The sequence below is a fragment of the Thermosulfuriphilus sp. genome (assembly GCF_054026695.1).
In genome coordinates, this window is sequence record NZ_JBPMLP010000019.1 from 1 (window position 1) to 18,532 (window position 18,532).

An 18,532-nucleotide genomic window follows, 5' to 3' on the forward strand; every position below is an offset into this window, starting at 1 on the left:
GTCTTTTATTATTTTTTTCCGGTTTTTTCGTAATCGTGATGCTTATTGTTTGATTTTTGCAATTATTGTGTGTTTGTTCCTTTTGGGGGTAGCTTGTCCTCATCGAATGATTCGTTTCTTTGTAAAAGAAATGAAGGTAACTTTTTTGTTTTTGATGGCAATTCTTGTGTTTTTGTGGTCTCTACCTATTAGAATTGATTTTAATGATGAATTTGTAGTTATTTTGTTTTCGCTAACTTTTTTGTTTTTGGGATTCGCTTCTTTGATTCCTGCTCTTATCTATAGAACTTTTGCCAACAGACTATTACAGAAAAGCAAAGATTGGTAGGCTAAAGCCGGAAGGATGTGCCGGGGGGCGGAATCGAACCACCGACACGCGGATTTTCAGTCCGCTGCTCTACCGACTGAGCTACCCCGGCGACGTTCTGAACTATGCAAGATGGGCCGAGCTTTGTCAAGGCCTCAAAGGTGCAAAGGCCAAAAACTATTCTCTGTCTTTGGTTGAGGGCGGAGATTAACCTAGATAGGGATTGAAATAGCCAAACTTGAGCTCAGGGAACCTCTTCTTCAAGATGGCTATCATTTCCTTTATCCCTAAGGCTTTCCCTCGATGTGAATAGCCTAGCCCCTCAAGATACCAGTCTGGATCGATATTCAGGTTGCGTAACTGGATAAAATCAACTCCTAAAGAGACTATCTCGCTAAGGGCCTCAAGCTCTTCTTCCTCGTCCGAAATCCCTGGAAAAATAAAATAATTTAGGCTTACGAAGCGTCCTTTTTTCTTCATCTCCCGGATGGAGGCCCGGATGTCCTCAAGGCCAAAATTCCTGGGGCGGACATAGGCCTGCCAATAACGGCTTCGGGCCGAAGGCAGGGAGACTCTCATGGAATCAAGCCCGGCCAGGGCTAGACGGGCTACGGCTTCTGGGAGGCTGGCGTTGGTGTTGAGATTTATGGTTCCCCGGGTGGTTCTCTGCCGGATTAGCCTGATGGTTTTCTCTAGGAGCTTGGCCTCAAGGAGGGGTTCTCCCTCACAACCTTGGCCGAAGGAGACGATACCGGGTTGGGCCCGGAGCAGGTGCCCGCCGGCCACCTCGGCTATTTCCTCGGGGCTTGGTAAAAAGTCGATTCTTTCTTGGGTTGCAGGCGGCCCTTCTGGTGGCTGGAGGGAGAGGCAGCCTAGACAACGGGCATTGCAATGGCGTGAGGTGGGCAAGGGGGCTTCGTAGCGATCCAGGAAGTAGTTTCTGGCCGCAGGGCAACCATAGGTAAGGCAACAACGTTGTCCCAGGTGTTGGATGAGCCGGTTATGGGCGAAGGCCCGAAGGCGTTTTTGGGTTCTTTGGGTGACCTCCTCGGGGTCAAAATGGTCTAGATCCTGCCGAGGGTCCGGATCAGAGCGGAAGGCCGTCACCCAAAAATCCCCATCCCTCCAGCCTACGGCGCTGTAAGCAAAAAGGGGTAAAGGGGGAAGGTCTTCCAGGGCCTTTTCCCAGGCGGCCAGGTGGGTGTGGGTGTGAGCCGGGGCCACAAAGGCGGCCACTGCCAAGGCCGGCTCTGAGGCAGAATAGGGATTTTCGGTGAGGGCTACTGGTTCGCCACTTTCAGGGTCAAGGCCTATCGGATGGCGGTCAGGAAGGACAAAGAGCTCGCTTCCATAAGGGAGAGGGATGAAGTCCTCTTTTTGGGGGAGGAGAAGATCATAGCCCGATCGCCCCAGGGCCAGTAGCCCGGGGAACTCAAAGATCTCTCCTTTTTTATTAGCAAAAACGAGGTATGGAGGTCCGGCTGGATGTCTCATAGTTGAAAAAAACAGGCTCCGGCCTCAGGGCCAGCGTTTATTTATCATATCAAATGTATCCTCAAGACTGCTTTGGAGCCAGGGTTAAAAGGGTAGGTGGCCTCGGCCGAGTTCCCGGCCGTCTGGGCGAAGATAGAGGCTTCCGGGGCTAATGAGGCGGATTCGTTCTTGGGCCACAGGGGTAAGGATAAGCAGCTTTCGGTTGGCAAAGTCTATCCGTTCCAGGATAGCCAACCCCAGGCAATGGCCCCGATAGTCAACGACCCCGCAGAGGAGATTGGTAAAGACCCGGGGATGGATGCACTTGAGTCGCCCCTCGGGTCTTTCTTGAGAGACTACAAGGAGTCCTTCACTAGTTTCTTCGGCCCAGATGGTCTGGGGAATCTCTTGAGGGCGTCCACTTAAAAGGAGGCTTCCCCATATGGCCACCTGTTCAAACGGTATCTCAAGGACTTTGGCCTTGGAGAAATAGTCTCTAAAGGCTATTTCTCTCAGGTGCCTTCTGGTCTCGGGGCTTTTGGTCCTGGCCGATGGAGCCGGCTTAAGACGGATGGCCTTTACCCAAGGATAGGTCTTGAGGATGGCCGAAAGCTCCTCCCCCCTTTCCAGGGCAACTATAACCTGGGGCCTCAGTAGTTCAATTTTGAAGGCCTTGAGCCTTCGTCCCGGGCCTTTTATCAGGCCGGTAGTATTGATAATGGCAAAGTCTGACCGAGCGGCCTTAAGGAGGATCTGGGAGCCGATCACCAGAGGAAGTAGATGACCTCGAGGGGTTACGGAGCCCACAAAGTAAAGCTTGAGGGGCCGAAGCGTACGAAGCCTGGTCACTGGCCTGTGAGTTATCCCCAGGCTTACCGTGGCTGGGGGGCCGAGATCCTTCTGTCCGATATCGGCATCTACTATGGCTACCTTCTTACCCCGGCTACTCAGGTAGCGTACCAGAAAGAGCACGAAGGTACTCTTGCCAACATCGGTAGCCCCTAGGACCAAGATTCGCCTTAAAGATCCGGCCAGGATTTCCTCCGCCGCCCTCAGCCATGGATCCGGGATTTCTATTTCTTTTTGGCTCTTTCTTTGCATTTCTTTTTCAGTAAAAACAAAGGAAAATGCGGTGTTTGAGAATTTAGCAAAATATTAAACATTTCTTTTTCAAGAATTTTTTGGAATTTAGATACTTGATGACTTGCCTGAGTAGGCCTGAATGTTGTCATCCTTCCAGGGGGATCAGGGATCTATTTCTTTAAGCCTACAGTGCCGTCAAATTCTTGACTGTTTGCCTTTGGCGGCCATTTGTTGGGACGATAAGGGACGGATCCTGGAAGTCAACTCGGCGGCGGTCACTCTCTTGAGATACGAGGATCCGCAGCGCCTTAAGGCGACAAAGATTGTCGATCTCTGCCCTCATCTGGCAGAAGTTTTCTCTAGGTCTCGGGAGCGTTTTCGGAGGAGGGTGGTCCTCAGGTGTCGAGATGGCTCTTTGGTCAAGGTGGAGCTCCAGGGCCGTCTCTTCCCCCGGGAGGCACAGGCGATGGCCTTTCTCTGCCCGGATCCTTTTGATCGTCTCCTCGAGTCCACCATCTGGAAGGCCCTAATCGATTCCATCCACCTAGGGGTCCTGATTACCGATGGCCAGGGGCGTTTGATTCGGGTCAATTCCCTGGGGGCCCATCTCCTAGGGCTTAAGGGGGAGCCGGGGGTTGATCTCTTCGAGCTCTTGGGGCTTAAAAGGGAGGACTATAGACGGCTTATCCATTCAGACGGGCAGTTCTTAAGGCTTAAAATTGCCCCTCACGATATGGAGCTCTGGATAGAGCTTAGCCTTCGGCCTTTTAAAATAGGCAAAAGAGATTATCTGGCTTGGCTTATAAATGATGTCACTGAACAGGTCTCCTTGAGCGATGCCCTTCATCACAGCCATAAGTTTCTTCAGAACGTCTTTGACGCCATAAATGATGGCCTAAGTGTCCTTGACCGGGAGCTCAATATTCTTGGGGTCAATGCAGCCATGGAACGCTGGTACGGACGGGCCGAGGAGATCGTGGGTAAGAAGTGTTATGAGATATATCAGCGTAGAAAGGAGCCCTGTCCGGATTGTCCTTCCCTTGAGGCCATGAAGACAGGGCAGACCCATCGAAAGATCGTCCCCTACCCCTCCTATGATAATCCTCGGGGCTGGATTGATCTCTCCAGTTATCCCCTCAAAGATGAGGCTGGAAGGATTATCGGGGTTATCGAATACTGTAAGGATATCTCCGAGCTGAAAAAGGCCCAGGATGAGCTGCTGACAGAAAAGGAACGTCTGGCCACCATCCTCGAGGGGATTGCCGATGGAGTCATCTCCACCGATGGAGAAGGGAAGATCGTCTTCATCAATCCGGCTGCTCAGAAGATCCTTGAAGCCGATGAGAAGGTCTTGGGTCAGAGTTTTGGGCGAATCTTACGTCTTGATGAAGCCGATGATGCTGTCGTCGCCGGTCTCTTTGAGGTCTTGAAGGGGAAAAGAGACACCTTTGAGGTGGAGGTGATGCCTGTTGTCCTTGATGAGCCGACCGAAAAACTCCTTACTTTAAGGGCCGCGGCCCTTAAGGACCAGACCAGAAGGGCGGGGATGGTCTTGGTCTTTCGGGACATTACCGAGAAAAAGCGGATCGAAGAGGAGCTGGCCCGGGCCGAAAGGCTTGAGGCCCTGGGGATATTGTCCGGCGGCATTGCCCATGACTTCAACAACATCCTTACGGCCCTGGCTGGTAACCTTTCCTTGGCCGCCTTGAAAATCCCCGAGGGCTCCCCGGCTCAGGACTATCTGAAGGGGGCTCTTAAGGCCCTGGATCAGGCCAAGGGGTTGACTACTCAACTCCAGACCTTCTCCCAGGGAGGCCTTCCTCTTAAAAAGGCGGTCTCCATTGATGAGCTTCTCCGAGAGACGGTGGTCTTTACTTTAAGGGGCTCAAATGTCTCTCCAGAGTTTGATCTGGCTCCAGATCTTTTCCCGGCAGAGGTGGATCCAGGCCAAATCCACCAGGTTATTCAGAACATCGTCATCAACGCCGATCAGGCCATGCCCCACGGGGGGCGCCTCCGCATCCGGGCCGAAAACTATATCTCTGATGGCGAAGAAGGCCTCACTGCCGGCCCTTACATCAAATTGACCTTTGAGGACGAGGGGGTGGGGATTCCGGAGAACATCATAGATCGGATTTTTGATCCTTACTTCTCAACCAAACAAAAGGGAAGCGGTCTGGGGTTGGCCTCGGCCTATTCAATCGTCAAAAGACACGGGGGAACCATCACCGTAGAGTCAACCCTAGGACACGGTTCGGTCTTTACTGTCTATCTGCCAGCGCTCTCTGAAAGGGCCGAAGATATATCTTCGACGCCAGACGACTTCGGCCCCGGATCTTTGGGAAAAGGCTTTAAGAAGGCCCGCATCCTCCTTATGGACGATGATCAGGACGTTCGTCAGGTGGCCTCGCAGATGCTCACCGATCTTGGCTATGAGGTCGTGGTGGCCCCCGAGGGCCACAAGGCCCTTTCTCTCTACAGAGAGGCCCTTGAGACCGGAGAGCCTTTTGATCTGGTAATCATGGACCTGACCATCCCCGGGGGGATGGGGGGACGGGAGGCTGTCAAGGAACTCCTGAGCTTTGATCCATCGGCCCGGGTCATTGTCTCCAGTGGCTATTCCAACGACGACGTGATGGCTAATTATCAAAAGTATGGCTTCTCCGGGGTTCTCCCCAAACCTTTTAAACTTTCGGAGCTCAAAAGTGTTTTAGAGCGACTCCTGGAAGGAAACCCTTGATCCTTTCTTGTCAGAAGGCTCCCTTACCTTTAAGCTAGGCTAGCCTAAAGTCTTCAAGGAGAAGGTATGGGGGCCATTGTCAGACTGATTTATGCTGTGGTTTTAACCATCTGGGTGCTTCACCCAAGTCGGGGTTTTTATGCCTATGCTGGGGCCATTATCTCTACTGTTTCCTGGCTGATCTTTCTCCAGAGGCGGGCAGAGGAACAGCTCCGGCCCTTTGAGCCCCGGTTGCAAAAGGACCTCTCACCTGAGGATTTGGCCACCCTCAAACAGTACGGGGTCTTTTTTCTCTGGCCCCACGTTTCCCGGGCCTTTTCCTATTCTTGCAGTTTTTTTGTCTATGGAGCCTATTTGGCCTCTATCCTTTTTGTCTTAAGACATTTTTATCTTCAGGCCGTAGTGGCCATTCTGGGGACCTTCCCCATGGAATGGGTGGCTCGTCAATTTCATCCTATCCGTTATATCAATCGCAAGGCCAAAAGGCGCCCGACCCGCTATCGTCCTCTTAAAGAGTCTCTTGATCGAGTGGCCGAATTTATGCGGACCCGCTGGGCAGAGGTGGTCTCTAGTCAGTAGACCACCCAGGGGCGGGGGATGAAGAGTCTCTCGTAGAGATTTAGGGCGTAGCGATCGGTCATCCCGGAGATGAAATCGCAGGCAATCCGGTGGCGGGAAGTCTCCGGGCCATAAAGGGTGCTTTCCTTTTCCCAGATGTTTTCCTGGGTGAGAAAATACTGATAAAGTTCTTTAAGGACCTTTTTGGCCTTAATGAATTCTGCATGGACGGTGGGAGAATCATAGACGTTTTCAAAGAGAAAATCTCTCAGCTCCTCCATGGCCTCCAGGACTTCGGGCTCAAGGTAGAGTCGGCCGTCTTCGGCCTCCAGCGTCTTTTCGATCAGGCTTCTGACCATGGTTCCAATCCGCTGGGAGTGTCTCTCCCCCAAGGTCTTAAGACAGCGACGGGGGATATCTTCCATGGAGATGACCCCTGCCCTCAGGGCGTCGTCTAGGTCATGATTTATGTAGGCGATGATGTCGGCTACCCGGACTACCTGCCCTTCAAGGGTCGCTGGAAGATCATCGTCTCTGGGAGGAAGGATGTGGCTTCGGCCTTTTGAGTGTTTGAGGATTCCGTCTCTGACTTCCCAGGTCAGGTTGAGGCCTTGGCCGTTTTTCTCCAGGAACTCGACCACCCTTAGAGATTGTTCGTAGTGTCTGAAGCCTCCCGGATAAAGGTCATTTAGGACCTTTTCCCCGGCGTGCCCGAAGGGGGTGTGCCCCAGGTCATGGCCCAAGGCAATGGCCTCGGTGAGGTCCTCGTTCAATCGGAGGGCCCGGGCGATGGTTCGGGATATCTGGGCCACCTCCAGGGTATGGGTGAGACGGGTTCGGTAGTGATCGCCCGTTGGTGATAGAAAGACCTGGGTCTTGTGTTTGAGGCGCCGGAAGGCCTTGGAGTGGATGATTCGATCCCGGTCCCGCTGAAAGGCCGTCCTTAAGGGACATTCTTCCTCCGGATACTGCCGCCCCTTGCTCTTTGAAGACAAAGCAGCAAAGGCCGAGAGGGTCTTTTCTTCCCGCTCTTCTAGGCGTAAACGAATCATCATTGACGACTACTCTACCACCTTTCTCCGCTTGTCAAGGTATAAGAGGCCCTGTAGCATTCGGGACATCATGGGGAAGATCCTTTTTCGCTATATTTTTCGGGAACTTTGGGCCCCTTTTCTCCTCTCGCTATTCTCCCTCACCTTTATTTTGCTCACTATCCGCCTCATTCCCCTGGCCGGCCTCCTGTTGCGAGAAAGGGCTGGGCCGGGGGATTTTTTGGAAATCGCCTTTTCGCTTTATCCTTATTTTTTGGTTTTTTGTCTTCCTATGTCGGCTTTGGTGGCCAGCTTGGTGGCCTTTCTAAGGCTCTCGCAGGACAATGAGCTCCTGGCCCTTGAGGCTCTAGGGGTAAGTTTCTACGAGCTTCTCCGGCCGGTGGCTGGCTTTTCTTTAGTGGTTTTTTCCCTGACCATGATAGTTACCATCTACGTTCTTCCCCAGAGTAAGGCCAACTTCAGACAGTTCATGAACCGTCTTCTGGCTCAAAAGATCGCCCGGGGGCTCCCTGAGAAGACATTTGCCTCTGAGATCCACGGTCTGACAATCTACGCCGGAAAGACGCGAGGAAGGGGGCTTCGGCTAAAGGAGGTCTTTATTTATGATGGCCGCCGCAAGGATCTCGAAAGCCTTATCTTTGCCCGAAGCGGTCGGATAGATCCTGATCTTCCAGCCCTTGATCTTAAAGATGGGGTTATCCATCGACTCTATCGGGACGGCCGTAAGGGAGAAGTCATCCGTTTCCAGACCATGACCATGAAGCTTTCTTGGGCTGCGGTCTCCAGCCGCCCTAAGAGACGAGGGGAGATGGGGCTCTCCGAGCTAAGGACAGAGGCCAAGAGATATCCCTTGGGGAGTAAAAAGAGGCTAAAGCTAGAGAGTGAGTACCACAAAAGGTTAGCCTTCCCCTTTGCTTCTCTGATCTTTGGCTTTCTAGGGGCAGCTCTTGCCGCCCAGATAAGGGGCTCTGGACGTTCGGCTGGGGTTAGTTTGGCGGTGGTCTTATTTCTTCTCTATTATGGGGCCCTTGCCGGAGCTACAGGCTTGGCCGAGACTGGAAAACTCCCGGTAGCCCTTGCCCTCTGGCTTCCTAATCTGGTCTTTGGCCTCTTGGGGGCCGGTCTTGTCTGGGCCGCCGGAAGGCACCTTCGCCTAAGGGTCCCCTTGAGATCCTTTGCCCGTAGGAAAAAACATGAGAATTCTTAGCCGTTATATCCTTAAGGAGTATCTGCGGGTCCTTGGAGTGATTGCTCCGGCCCTTGTGGGCCTCTATTTGTTGGTGGATTTCTTTGAAAAGCTTGACGAATTCATGGCCACGGATAAGGGGCTCATTCTGGCTTGGAGGTACTATCTTTACCGGGCTCCGGCTGTAATCGAGGAACTTTTGCCCCTTATTCTTTTCCTCTCTGCCCTGATCACCCTGGCCTTGCTCGCCAGGGGCCTTGAACTCTTGGCCATGAAGGCCTGCGGTTTTTCCCCCTGGGAGATCTTAGCCCCCCTTGTCTTAACCACCTTGGCCCTGGCCTTGGCCTCTATTCCGGCCAGCGAGGCCTTTGTTCCCTGGGCCACCGCCAAGGCCGAGGCTCTCTGGCAGATTGAGCTCAAGAAAGAACGCCCCAAAGGGGTCCTTATCGGCGAGAGGCTTTATTTTAAAGGGGAAGATGGCTTTTACCTGGGTCAGATTACGGATCCTCAGGCCCGAAGACTTAAGGATTTCTACTTCATAGAGATCAGAGATTATCCCCTGCCCAAGGGCATCATTCGGGCCAAGGTGGCCACCTGGGAGGATAAATACTGGCTCCTCCGAAACGGAGAAAAGCGACGCCTAGAGGGGGGAGTCTATAAAAGAGAGCTTTTTAGTAAACTTGTCCTCTCCCTTAAGGCCACCCCTGAAGACTTTGTCTCCCTCAAACGTCCCCCTCAGGAAAAAGACCTCTTTGCCCTCTGGGGCCAGATAGAGCTTTTCTCTCGGGCCGGCTTGAAGACGGCCTCTCTTCTTACTGAACTCTCCAGTCGTATTCTTTATCCTTTGTTGGCCCCGAGTCTTTTTATCTTGGGAGGGGCTGCTTTCCTGACCCAAAGGGGCAAACATGTCATCGCCACCGGGATATCTCTGGGCCTTTTTTTGGGTATTTTGGCCTGGATACTCTGGGGGGTAGCCACTACGGTGGCCATCTCTGGCAAGGTCTTTCCCCCTCTGATCCTCTCCGCAGTGCCTCTTATTTTTGCCTCTGGAGGTCTTATAATCTTGAAGAAGTCCTCGGATTAGATTTGGTTGATCGTCCTTAACAACGATTTTCCCTTAAGGATCTAGACTGATTAAAAAAACAAAAGATTTGTAATTAAACGGCTTCATATTCTATGATTAATCCTGAAATTAAATTCGATTCCAAATCATTTTAAGGGGGGAATAAGATGGATCTTACTAAGATCAAAGTCTCGGAGGTTATGAGTCGAGGGGTGGTTACTGTGGGGCTTGAGGCCACCTTTGAGGAGATCCTGGATCAGCTCCTGGAGAACAAGGTCCATGCGGTGATCGTTACGGCCAAAGATGGAGAATTCATGGGGGTGGTCAGTCATTCAGACATCATCGAGACTTTGGCCAAGAGGCGGGAGGAGATCTTTAGCCTTAACGCCGAAGACATCATGTGCCCCAAACCTTATTATGTAAAGGGCGATGCCTCCCTTAAAGAGGCGGCAGCCAAGATGGTCGGCAATGGGGTCCACCGGATCATCGTCTTCTCCTCGCACATGGGGCGCTTGGTTCCGGTGGGGATCCTCTCGGCCATTGATATCGTTCGAATCGTCAGCCAGTAACAAGCCTTGAAAAAGATCGCCGAGGAGATTTTTAGGGAGGGGCCAGTCACCTTTGCTCGCTTTATGGAGCTTGCCCTCTATCACCCTGAAGAGGGCTACTATAGTCGGAGCGGGCGCATCGGTCGGGCTGGGGACTATTATACCAGTCCACATGTTCATCCGGCTTTTGGGACGGCCTTGGCCATTGAGGCCGAAGGCCTCTATAGGGCCTTGGGGGAGCCGGCTCGCTTTTCGGTCATAGAGCTTGGGGCTGGTGAAGGCTATCTGGCCCTTGATTTTCTCTCCGGGCTGAAAGAGAAACTTTTAAGTCGTCTGACCTATTTCATTGTAGAGCCCCGGTCCATTCCCCGCTCCGTCCAACAACGACGTCTCAAAAACTTTCCCCAGGTGGTCTGGCTTGGAAGTCTCCGGGAGGCAGCCGGTCTTGAAGGTCTTGTTTTAACTAATGAGGTCTTTGACGCCCTTCCCGTCCATCTGGTGGAGAAAAGGGGCGCTGAACTCAAGGAGATATACGTTCAGTTTGATGAGACGAAAGGGTTTCAGGAATCCCTCGGTCCTTTGTCTCGAGACGAGATCTGGGATCTCGTCTCGGGTTATTTTGCCTCCTGGCCAGAAGGCTATCGGACCGAGGTCAACCTTTCAGCAAGGATTCTCCTCAGAGAGATAGCCTCCTTGCTCAGTAAGGGCTTGGTGTTAACCATTGATTATGGTTATCCTGCCACCCTTTACTATGCCCCTCAACGTATCCGGGGGACTCTGATCTGTTATCGTTCCCACCGGGTGAGCGCTGATCCCTACAGCCTGGTTGGAGAGCAGGACATTACTGCCCATGTTAATTTTAGCGCCTTGGTTTCCTGGGGAAAGGAGCTTGGACTTGAGGCCCTTGGTTTCGTTCCCCAGGGGACCTATCTGGTCTCTGTAGGCCTTGAAGAGATCTTGTCCCGACTGCCATCCCAGGGACCAGAGGAGATGAATCGTCTAAAGCTGCTCATCTTTCCCCAAGGGTTGGGGGAAACTCATCAGGTCCTCATCCAAAAGAAGGGCTCTTTTGACTATCTGCCCCTGGGCTTAAGGATCAGGAATCGCCTAAAGCGGCTCATCGATAGCCCTTAGTAATGGACATCAGAGAGGAGGTGGACGTTGCCCAGCCGAACCCTTTTGAGCCCTTCAGCCCGGGCAATACTTAGGGCCTCCTGGGCATGGTAGCGGGAGGTAGTGGGGAGGTCTGTGAGGACAAAGGCCGGATAGAAGGCCAGGAGACTCCAAGGAATCTCAGGATCAAGTTCAGCTAAGAAGCGGCTAAGACGGAGGATCTCTTCGGCGTCTACATATCCAGGGACAAGCAGGGTAGAGACAACCAAGGCTGGAGGCTCAGGTCTGCTTCGGCTAAGAGAGGCTAGGTAGATCAGGTTCTCAAAGGTACTTCGGTTGGAGACACCACAGAGGGCCAGATGTACACTTTCACTGGCGGCCTTAAGATCTATCTTCAGGCAACCTCCACTCCTCAGGCTCTGGCGCATCATCTCCTTGATGATCTGTCGGGATTCCCCACCATTGGTCTCCCAGCAGATCCTAAGGATCCTCCTGGTGCCTCTGGCCCTTTGGGCGGCCGCCAAGGCATGGGGGGCCTGAGGGCCGGGATCGCCCCCAAAGAAGCAGATACAAGCAACATGCGGGGCCAGTTCCTTAGTCAGGTCCGAGACTGGCACCTGGCTAGAGTGGAAGCTCCTCTTTTTGAAGTGCCAATTCTGGCAGTAAAGGCAATTGAAATTGCAGGCCTCATAGAAGACCGCCAGGTTGCTATAGCCCTTCTCTGGTCCAGGCCGGTGGGCAAACTGAGGATATCCGGCCCCCGTACCTCCAGGGCAGACCCAGTCGGCTACACAGTTTGTCGGCAGGGGATCAAGATACCAGGAGACCAGGGCTCCATCGGGCCCGCCACCTCTGAGGCGCCCCTGCTGGACCTTCCAGACTCCGCAGTAGCCCTGTTCTCCTTCTCCTAGCCGACAGCGATGAAAACAGAGATTACAAGGGATTCCCTGCGGGGTCTTGGGGGCCTCAGTCGGAAGCCCAAAGGCCTCCCGGGTTTTACGGTGGACGGCCATTATCCTGGGACCTATCTCTGACCAATGATTCCTGATGCAAGAGACACAGAACCCGATTAAGTTGGAGATAGCTGGTCCCTGTCGGCCACACCCCTGACAGACTCCCATGTAAAAATTATGGGATCTTTGGTCATTAAAGTGAAGATCTTCTTAAAAACAAGAACTTTGCCAAGATAATCTTTATGAACTTAAGCTTTTGTGTTAAAAAATGAAAAATCCTTGTTGGGAGAGGAGCCTATGGAAGGAAAGGTTGTCTCAGTAAATGTTTGTGATAAGAAGGGCAGATGTAAAACCCCGGTAGATATGGCCGTGGTCAAGGAGGGTTATGGTATCGAGGGTGATGCCCATGCCTCTTCGGAATGGCATCGGCAGGTAAGCCTTCTGGCCATGGAGAGCCTGCGGAAGATGCAAGAATTTGGTCTCAATGTCTCCCCCGGGTCATTTGCGGAGAACATCACCACTGAGGGTATAGATCTGGTCTCCCTTCCTTTGGGAACGAGGCTTTCTATAGGGGAAGAGGTTGAGATTGAGATCACTCAAATAGGTAAAAGCTGTCATTCTCGTTGTAATATCTATCGCCAAATAGGCGATTGCGTTATGCCTAGAGAGGGAGTCTTCGCTCGGGTTATCAAAGGGGGAACGATCCGACCCGGGGATCGGATCGTGGTTCATAAAGGAAGACGGGAGGTTTGCCTTCAGGCGGTAAGCGCCAACGGGGTCTCCCGGCAGGCCTAAGGCCTTTTTAAGCTTTCGCCTTTATTTAGGCTCCGGAGTACCCGGAGCTTTTTTATTTACAAGTTTCCTGGGGTGGATCAGGCCTAAAATAAGCCTTAGGGATCTTACTGGCTTCAACTTGTCTGGGTTCCTGTTGATAAAAGCCCTTGCTTGAACTTGCCTTGGGTTAATTTCTCACTATAATGTTCTCTCTGATTTCCAGAATAGCCCCTTACCGCAGGAGGTAGAGATATGGCCCGGGTTACGGTGGAAGATTGCTTAAGGAAGGTCCCCAGTCGCTTTCGGCTGGTACATTTGGCCGTCCAGCGGGTTAAACAACTTCGCAAAGGGGCCCAGCCCTTGGTGGTTTGTGAGAATAAGGAGATCGTTACGGCTTTGAGGGAAATCGCCTCTGGGGCCGTATCTCCAGAGAATATCAAAGATCTGGAGAAACAGCTGGAAGAGAGCCGTATTTATGCGGCTCTGGGTCCCAAAGAGAATCCTTGAAGCGGTCGATTCATAGTCTATGACCAACAAAGATTATTATGAAATCCTAGGGGTCTCCAGAGACGCCTCGGCTGAGGAGATCAAAAAGGCCTATCGGCGCTTGGCCCTCAAATATCATCCTGACAGAAATCCCGGAGATAAGGAGGCCGAGGAGCGTTTTAAGGAGGCCTCCGAGGCCTACGAAGTCCTTTCTGACCCGGAGAAGCGGGCGGTCTATGACCGTTTTGGTCACCAGGGTCTTTCGGGGCAGGGTTATAAGACTGGATTTGAAGATTTCCAAGACATCTTTTCCACCTTTTCCGACCTGTTTGAGGAGTTCTTTGGCTTCTCGCCGGGCTTTAGCCATCGGGGCCGCTCCAGGCCCAGACGCGGGGCTGATCTTCGCTATGATCTGACCATTGACCTTGAGGATGCGGCTACCGGAAAGGAGGTAGAAATTGAATTTAGCAGGTTTGAGATCTGTCTTACCTGCCAGGGAAGCGGAGTGCGGCCTGGAGGGCAACGGTCTTATTGTCCGGTCTGTCAGGGCCGGGGCCAGGTGGTCCACTCTGAGGGCTTTTTCCGGATAAGCTCCACCTGTCCTCACTGCCGGGGGGCAGGCACCATTAATGCCGATCCCTGCCCGGACTGTGGAGGGCAGGGCCGTCTTAAGCGCCGTCGTCGGCTTCTAGTAGAGATTCCTCCTGGGGTTGATACTGGAAATCGCCTCCGCATTAAGGGCGAGGGTGAGGCTGGTCTCAATGGTGGCCCTCCGGGGGATTTATATGTAGTCATCCACGTCAGGCCTCATGAGCTCTTTGAGCGTCGGGGAGATGATCTCTTCTGTCGGATACCTATAAGTTTTGTCAAGGCCGCCCTTGGTGACGAGATTACTCTGAAGACCCTTTGGGGTGAGGAACGCCTCTCCATCCCTCGGGGCATCCAGCCTGGAGAGACCTTGCTTCTTAAAGGTCAGGGGATGCCCAGGCTTAAAGGTGGTGGTCGGGGGGATCTCATCGTCCAGATCGATGTGGAGATTCCTCGGAAACTTACCCGTCGTCAGGAAGAACTCCTTCGGGAATTTGAGGCCCTGGAAGGGGAGAAGAAGGAGGGTTTTTTCCAGAAAATCTTTCGTCGTGAGGCCAAGGGATGAGACGCCTGACCCACATTGATTCTTCTGGCCGGGCCCAGATGGTCGATGTCTCTGAAAAGGGGGAAAGCCTCCGAGAGGCGGTGGCTCGGGCTAGGGTGGTTTTAGGAAAGGAGGCCTTTTATGCTGCTCGGCAAGGCCAGATCAAGAAGGGTGATCTCTTCACGGTGGCCAAGATTGCCGGGATCATGGCCGCCAAAAGGGTCGATGAACTCATCCCTCTCTGCCATCCACTCCCCATCACCCATGCGGATATAAGCTTTAACATGGATGAATCCGAATATGCGGTAGAGATAGAGGCCATTGTCCGGACCAAGGCTCCCACCGGGGTGGAGATGGAGGCTCTTTGTGCCTGCTCGGTGGCCGCCTTGACTATATACGATATGTGTAAGGCCATCAGCCACTCCATCCGGATAGAAAATACGCGCTTGGTCCGTAAAAGCGGCGGCCGCAGCGGCACGATAATCCTGGAAAAATAATGGAGGTGGGCCTTTTATGGATCAGGAGAAGTTAGAGTACTTTCGGAATCTTCTGCAGGAAAAACTGAAGACTCTTTTGTCTGAAGCCGAAAAAACCCTCACTGATCTTACAGAAAGTGGGGTTAACTGTCCGGATCCTACAGATCGGGCAGTACTTGAATCTGACCGCGGTTTTGAGCTTCGTATCCGGGATCGGGAGAGAAAGTTCATCCGGAAGATTATGGCCGCTCTAGAGAGGATTGATGAGGGAACTTATGGTATCTGTGAGGAATGCGGGGAGGAGATAAGTCTCAAACGTCTGGAGGCCCGGCCTGAGGCTTCTTTGTGTATTGAATGCAAGAGGAATCAGGAGCGTCTAGAAAAGCTCAAAGGGGGCTAGGAAGATGGGGGATGAGCCCCTCTATGTGGCTTTTGTCTGGCATATGCACCAGCCCCTTTATCTTGACTGGCATCGAGGAACTTTAAGTCTTCCATGGGTAAGACTCCACGCCACTAAAGCCTATACCGATATGCCGGCCGCCCTGGAAGGTTTCCCTAGGGTAAAGGCCGTCTTTAATCTTGTTCCCTCTCTCCTTAAACAGCTCACCTTTTATGAGGGGGGAGGAGAAGACGAATTCTTGAGCCTTTCCCGAAAAGCGGCCGCCGAACTCACTGATCGAGATAAAGAGTTCATTTTGGCCAATTTCTTCAGTTGTCACTGGGAGACAATGATCAATCCCTATCCCCGTTATCGGGCCCTCCTGGAAAAAAGAGGGCTTTCTGGGGATTCGGGCTCTATCAAGGCCGCTATTTCGAACTTTTCGGTCCAGGATTTTCTGGATCTTCAGGTCTGGTTTAACCTTACCTGGATGGGCTTCCATCTGCGGGGGGATCCTTTAGTTCGACACCTTTTGGCTAAAGAGAGGACTTACAGTGAAGAGGAAAAACACCGACTTCTTGATCTTCAGCTCACCGCCCTAAAGGAGGTCATTCCCCGCTATCGTCGCCTGCTTGAAAACGGTCAGATTGAGATCAGTACCAGTCCTTTTTTTCACCCTATCCTGCCCCTTCTGATAGACAGCGACTGTGCCCGGCGGGCCATGCCCCATGTGGCTCTGCCCCCTCGGTTTCGCTTTCCAGAAGATGCTAAGGCCCAGATAGACCGGGCCCTTGATCTCCATGAGGAGCTCTTTGGCCAGCGGCCATTGGGGCTTTGGCCTTCAGAAGGCTCTGTCTCTCCAGAACTTATCCCTATCCTGGAAGAATGCGGTCTTCTTTGGGCGGCCACTGATGAAGAGATCCTCTTTCACAGCCTTGAGACCCATAGCCCGACGGCCCTATTCCAGCCATATCAGGTAGAGATAGACGGGGCTAAGGTAAGGCTTGTCTTTCGACACCACGGTCTCTCTGACAAGATCGGCTTTGTCTATCAGCGGAATCCAGCCGGGGAGAGTGTTGAGGATTTTATGGTCAGCTTGCGTCAGATACGCCAGCTATGTCTGGGGCAAGGGCCCGGGCCCTGGCTGGTCTGCATAATCCTTGATGGGGAAAATCCCTGGGAATACTATCCCGATGGAGGGGAGGCCTTCCTTAAGGGGCTATACGAGGCCTTGAGCGAGGCTGAAGACCTTAAGACCACCACTGTTAGGGGTTTTTTGAAAAAAAATCCGCCTCAAGGCCGTCTTGACCGTCTTTTTACTGGTTCGTGGATCAACCATAACTTTGATATCTGGATCGGTGGAGAGGAAGAAAACCGGGCCTGGAGCCTTCTGGGGCATACCCGACGCTGGCTTAAAGATAAGGCCTCTGAACTTGAGACCGAGCCTTTTGAAGCCGCCTATGAGGCCCTGATGGCAGCCGAAGGTAGCGATTGGTTCTGGTGGTTCGGAGAACACTTCTATAGCCCGTATAATTCGGAATTTGATCGTCTCTTTCGGAGCCATCTCAGCCGGGTCTATGAGGCCGCTGGCAGTCACCCTCCGGCCGAATTATCCCTGCCTATCCGGCGCCCTCGGCATGTAGAGCCCCAAAGGGTTCCCTTAGGTTTCATAAATCCCATTATTGATGGTCAGGAGAGTCACTTTCTGGAATGGAGTGGCTCTGGATATTACAGCGTCTCTGATCTGGGTTCGGCCATGTATCTCGGGCCTGGACTGATTGGAGCTGTCTATTTTGGCTTCAATTTAGAAAAGATATTTTTTAGACTGGATCCTCAGGAATCCCTAAACCAATGGCCGCCAGGGATCGAAATAAATATTATCCTCTCGGCCCGCCATAAGGCCATTTTGAGCTTCAGACCTCGGGTAGAGAAACCGGCCGAGAGTTACAGAATTATTATAGAAGATCGAGTTCTTGGGGCCCAAAGAGAGGGGGCAGATTTAGCCGTTGATCGGATTGTGGAACTTTCGGTTCCCTTTGCTCTGCTCAACTTTAGGGTTGGAGACAATGTCATCTTTTGGATAGAGATCCTGGAAAAAGGGCTAGTAAGGGAGAGGGTCCCTCGGATGGGCCACCTTTCGTTCACTGTGCCTGACGAAAACTTCGAGCAAATCTTCTGGCAGGTCTAAAGGAGGAAATATGCCTGAATTGCGGAAAGATCCCATCGTGGGGCGATGGGTGATCATTGCCAAGGAGCGGGGCAAAAGGCCTTCGGATTTTGTGGTCGAGAAGGAAAAGACCAAAGGAGGATTTTGCCCTCTGTGCCCAGAACACGAATATACGACCCCACCTGAGGTCTTGGCCTATGGTCGCCCTCCGGGGGCCCCACCTAACAGCCCTGGTTGGACCTTAAGGGTGGTACCCAATAAATATCCAGCTCTGATCATTGAAGGCGATCTCTGGAAACAGGGGGAGGGCATCTACGACAAGATGAATGGTATTGGGGCCCATGAGGTTATTGTTGAGACTCCTAATCACAATGAAACCCTGGCCGATATTCCTCCGGATAGACTCGTCCAGGTCTATTGGTCTTATCGAGATCGGATGGTTGATCTGGCCAGAGACCCCCGCTTTCGCTATGTGATGATCTTCAAGAACTTTGGTCAGGCCGCTGGGGCCTCTCTCGAACACTCTCACTCCCAGCTGATCGCCCTTCCTATTGTCCCTCAACTTGTCCGTGAAGAGCTCAAAGGGGCCAAGTTATATTATGATTACAAAGAACGATGTATCTTCTGCGATATCATTCACCAGGAACTCCAGCAAAATATCCGGATTATCTGTGAAAATGAGGAATTTCTCTGTATCAGTCCCTTTGCTCCTCGTTCTCCCTTTGAGATGTGGATCCTTCCCAAAAGACATCACTCGGATTATCGAAGCATTGATGACAAGCAGTTTCGGGCTTTGGCGGAGATTTTCTCGGAGGCCATGAGGCGGCTTGATGCGGCCATACCCCGTTGCCCCTTTAACTATGTTCTTCACACCGCCCCCTTAAGGGAGTCTTATCTGGAACACTATCACTGGCATTTTGAAATCATGCCTAAACTTACCAGGATAGCCGGTTTTGAGTGGGGCACTGGCTTCTATATTAATCCTACTCCCCCAGAGGAGGCGGCTAGGTTCTTGAGGGAGATAACCCTTTAGGCCTTAAGG

The 18,532-nt window shown here is 52.4% G+C and carries 18 protein-coding genes and 1 tRNA gene; 14 read left to right on the forward strand and 5 right to left on the reverse strand.

Translation table 11 applies throughout. The annotated features are described in order from the left end of the window. Nucleotides 1–328: hypothetical protein (locus ACXJJX_RS02650; protein WP_456431700.1), on the forward strand; the 328-nt coding region annotated here is incomplete at its 5' end. Between the two features lie 18 nt (nt 329–346). On the opposite strand, the gene ACXJJX_RS02655 is transcribed toward ACXJJX_RS02650, so the two are convergent. The 3 genes from ACXJJX_RS02655 to ACXJJX_RS02665 all read right to left on the reverse strand — a co-directional run bounded on the left by ACXJJX_RS02655 (nt 347) and on the right by ACXJJX_RS02665 (nt 2,881). After that, nucleotides 347–419, reverse strand: a tRNA-Phe gene (locus ACXJJX_RS02655). A gap of 95 nt (nt 420–514) precedes the next feature. After that, nucleotides 515–1,801, reverse strand: a complete 1,287-nt coding sequence (locus ACXJJX_RS02660; RefSeq protein WP_456431702.1) for a radical SAM family protein — start codon at nt 1,799–1,801, stop codon at nt 515–517. 84 nt (nt 1,802–1,885) lie between these two features. After that, a complete protein-coding gene (locus tag ACXJJX_RS02665) occupies nt 1,886–2,881 on the reverse strand; it encodes a Clp1/GlmU family protein (protein WP_456431704.1) in 996 nt (331 codons plus the stop codon). A 121-nt stretch (nt 2,882–3,002) separates the two neighbouring features. Here ACXJJX_RS02665 and ACXJJX_RS02670 point away from each other — a divergent pair, with 121 nt between their 5' ends. Both ACXJJX_RS02670 and ACXJJX_RS02675 read left to right on the forward strand, forming a co-directional pair. After that, the gene (locus tag ACXJJX_RS02670; protein WP_456431706.1) at nt 3,003–5,603 is read left to right on the forward strand and encodes a hybrid sensor histidine kinase/response regulator; all 2,601 of its coding nucleotides are present in this window, start codon (nt 3,003–3,005) and stop codon (nt 5,601–5,603) included. Nucleotides 5,604–5,669: 66 nt separating this feature from the next. Further along, on the forward strand, nt 5,670–6,182 hold the full coding sequence (locus ACXJJX_RS02675; RefSeq protein ID WP_456431708.1) for a hypothetical protein: 513 nt from the start codon (nt 5,670–5,672) through the stop codon (nt 6,180–6,182). Here ACXJJX_RS02675 and ACXJJX_RS02680 read toward each other — a convergent pair. Further along, nucleotides 6,176–7,216: a deoxyguanosinetriphosphate triphosphohydrolase gene (locus tag ACXJJX_RS02680; protein WP_456431710.1), complete on the reverse strand. Its 1,041-nt coding sequence runs from the start codon at nt 7,214–7,216 to the stop codon at nt 6,176–6,178. The two genes, ACXJJX_RS02675 and ACXJJX_RS02680, sit on opposite strands and share 7 nt — an antisense overlap. 67 nt (nt 7,217–7,283) lie before the next feature. Here ACXJJX_RS02680 and lptF point away from each other — a divergent pair, with 67 nt between their 5' ends. From lptF to ACXJJX_RS02700, 4 genes are all read left to right on the forward strand, one after another. After that, nucleotides 7,284–8,420, forward strand: coding sequence for an LPS export ABC transporter permease LptF (lptF, locus tag ACXJJX_RS02685; RefSeq protein ID WP_456431712.1), 1,137 nt, complete (start codon nt 7,284–7,286; stop codon nt 8,418–8,420). Continuing rightward, nucleotides 8,407–9,483, forward strand: coding sequence for an LptF/LptG family permease (locus ACXJJX_RS02690; protein ID WP_456431714.1), 1,077 nt, complete (start codon nt 8,407–8,409; stop codon nt 9,481–9,483). Before lptF ends, ACXJJX_RS02690 begins: the two co-directional genes overlap by 14 nt. Nucleotides 9,484–9,629: 146 nt before the next feature. Continuing rightward, nucleotides 9,630–10,031 (forward strand): CBS domain-containing protein, encoded by a 402-nt coding sequence (locus tag ACXJJX_RS02695; protein WP_456431716.1) that lies wholly within the window; start codon nt 9,630–9,632, stop codon nt 10,029–10,031. 6 nt (nt 10,032–10,037) lie between these two features. After that, nucleotides 10,038–11,144, forward strand: coding sequence for a class I SAM-dependent methyltransferase (locus ACXJJX_RS02700; RefSeq protein ID WP_456431718.1), 1,107 nt, complete (start codon nt 10,038–10,040; stop codon nt 11,142–11,144). On the opposite strand, the gene ACXJJX_RS02705 is transcribed toward ACXJJX_RS02700, so the two are convergent. Then, nucleotides 11,141–12,136, reverse strand: a complete 996-nt coding sequence (locus tag ACXJJX_RS02705; RefSeq protein WP_456431720.1) for a radical SAM protein — start codon at nt 12,134–12,136, stop codon at nt 11,141–11,143. The two genes, ACXJJX_RS02700 and ACXJJX_RS02705, sit on opposite strands and share 4 nt — an antisense overlap. Before the next feature lie 237 nt (nt 12,137–12,373). On the opposite strand from ACXJJX_RS02705, the gene ACXJJX_RS02710 reads away from it, so the two are divergent. The 7 genes from ACXJJX_RS02710 (at nt 12,374) to galT (ending at nt 18,523) form a co-directional block, all read left to right on the forward strand. Continuing rightward, nucleotides 12,374–12,871: an MOSC domain-containing protein gene (locus ACXJJX_RS02710; RefSeq protein ID WP_456431722.1), complete on the forward strand. Its 498-nt coding sequence runs from the start codon at nt 12,374–12,376 to the stop codon at nt 12,869–12,871. A gap of 231 nt (nt 12,872–13,102) precedes the next feature. After that, nucleotides 13,103–13,357 (forward strand): DNA-directed RNA polymerase subunit omega, encoded by a 255-nt coding sequence (gene rpoZ, locus ACXJJX_RS02715; protein WP_456431724.1) that lies wholly within the window; start codon nt 13,103–13,105, stop codon nt 13,355–13,357. 19 nt (nt 13,358–13,376) lie between these two features. Further along, entirely contained in the window at nt 13,377–14,489 is a 1,113-nt protein-coding gene (gene dnaJ / locus ACXJJX_RS02720) for a molecular chaperone DnaJ (RefSeq protein ID WP_456431726.1), read from the forward strand. Continuing rightward, the gene (moaC, locus tag ACXJJX_RS02725; RefSeq protein ID WP_456431728.1) at nt 14,486–14,965 is read left to right on the forward strand and encodes a cyclic pyranopterin monophosphate synthase MoaC; all 480 of its coding nucleotides are present in this window, start codon (nt 14,486–14,488) and stop codon (nt 14,963–14,965) included. The genes dnaJ and moaC overlap by 4 nt, the downstream gene beginning before the upstream one ends. A gap of 16 nt (nt 14,966–14,981) precedes the next feature. Beyond that, entirely contained in the window at nt 14,982–15,344 is a 363-nt protein-coding gene (gene dksA / locus ACXJJX_RS02730; RefSeq protein ID WP_456431729.1) for an RNA polymerase-binding protein DksA, read from the forward strand. A 4-nt stretch (nt 15,345–15,348) separates the two neighbouring features. After that, entirely contained in the window at nt 15,349–17,511 is a 2,163-nt protein-coding gene (locus tag ACXJJX_RS02735; RefSeq protein ID WP_456431730.1) for a glycoside hydrolase family 57 protein, read from the forward strand. A gap of 10 nt (nt 17,512–17,521) precedes the next feature. Beyond that, nucleotides 17,522–18,523: a galactose-1-phosphate uridylyltransferase gene (galT, locus tag ACXJJX_RS02740; protein ID WP_456431731.1), complete on the forward strand. Its 1,002-nt coding sequence runs from the start codon at nt 17,522–17,524 to the stop codon at nt 18,521–18,523. Nucleotides 18,524–18,532 lie beyond the last annotated feature (9 nt).

Excerpts from the sequence above, each read along its gene's own strand:
- ACXJJX_RS02665 (WP_456431704.1), bottom strand. The coding sequence starts at position 2,881 with ATGCAAAGAAAGAGCCAAAAAGAAATAGAAATCCCGGATCCATGGCTG.
- ACXJJX_RS02690 (WP_456431714.1), top strand. The coding sequence starts at position 8,407 with ATGAGAATTCTTAGCCGTTATATCCTTAAGGAGTATCTGCGGGTCCTT.
- ACXJJX_RS02710 (WP_456431722.1), top strand. The coding sequence starts at position 12,374 with ATGGAAGGAAAGGTTGTCTCAGTAAATGTTTGTGATAAGAAGGGCAGA.
- moaC (WP_456431728.1), top strand. The coding sequence starts at position 14,486 with ATGAGACGCCTGACCCACATTGATTCTTCTGGCCGGGCCCAGATGGTC.
- ACXJJX_RS02675 (WP_456431708.1), top strand. The coding sequence starts at position 5,670 with ATGGGGGCCATTGTCAGACTGATTTATGCTGTGGTTTTAACCATCTGG.
- ACXJJX_RS02705 (WP_456431720.1), bottom strand. The coding sequence starts at position 12,136 with ATGGCCGTCCACCGTAAAACCCGGGAGGCCTTTGGGCTTCCGACTGAG.
- dnaJ (WP_456431726.1), top strand. The coding sequence starts at position 13,377 with ATGACCAACAAAGATTATTATGAAATCCTAGGGGTCTCCAGAGACGCC.
- ACXJJX_RS02680 (WP_456431710.1), bottom strand. The coding sequence starts at position 7,216 with ATGATGATTCGTTTACGCCTAGAAGAGCGGGAAGAAAAGACCCTCTCG.
- ACXJJX_RS02670 (WP_456431706.1), top strand. The coding sequence starts at position 3,003 with ATGTTGTCATCCTTCCAGGGGGATCAGGGATCTATTTCTTTAAGCCTA.
- ACXJJX_RS02735 (WP_456431730.1), top strand. The coding sequence starts at position 15,349 with ATGGGGGATGAGCCCCTCTATGTGGCTTTTGTCTGGCATATGCACCAG.
- ACXJJX_RS02660 (WP_456431702.1), bottom strand. The coding sequence starts at position 1,801 with ATGAGACATCCAGCCGGACCTCCATACCTCGTTTTTGCTAATAAAAAA.
- ACXJJX_RS02695 (WP_456431716.1), top strand. The coding sequence starts at position 9,630 with ATGGATCTTACTAAGATCAAAGTCTCGGAGGTTATGAGTCGAGGGGTG.
- dksA (WP_456431729.1), top strand. The coding sequence starts at position 14,982 with ATGGATCAGGAGAAGTTAGAGTACTTTCGGAATCTTCTGCAGGAAAAA.
- lptF (WP_456431712.1), top strand. The coding sequence starts at position 7,284 with ATGGGGAAGATCCTTTTTCGCTATATTTTTCGGGAACTTTGGGCCCCT.
- galT (WP_456431731.1), top strand. The coding sequence starts at position 17,522 with ATGCCTGAATTGCGGAAAGATCCCATCGTGGGGCGATGGGTGATCATT.
- rpoZ (WP_456431724.1), top strand. The coding sequence starts at position 13,103 with ATGGCCCGGGTTACGGTGGAAGATTGCTTAAGGAAGGTCCCCAGTCGC.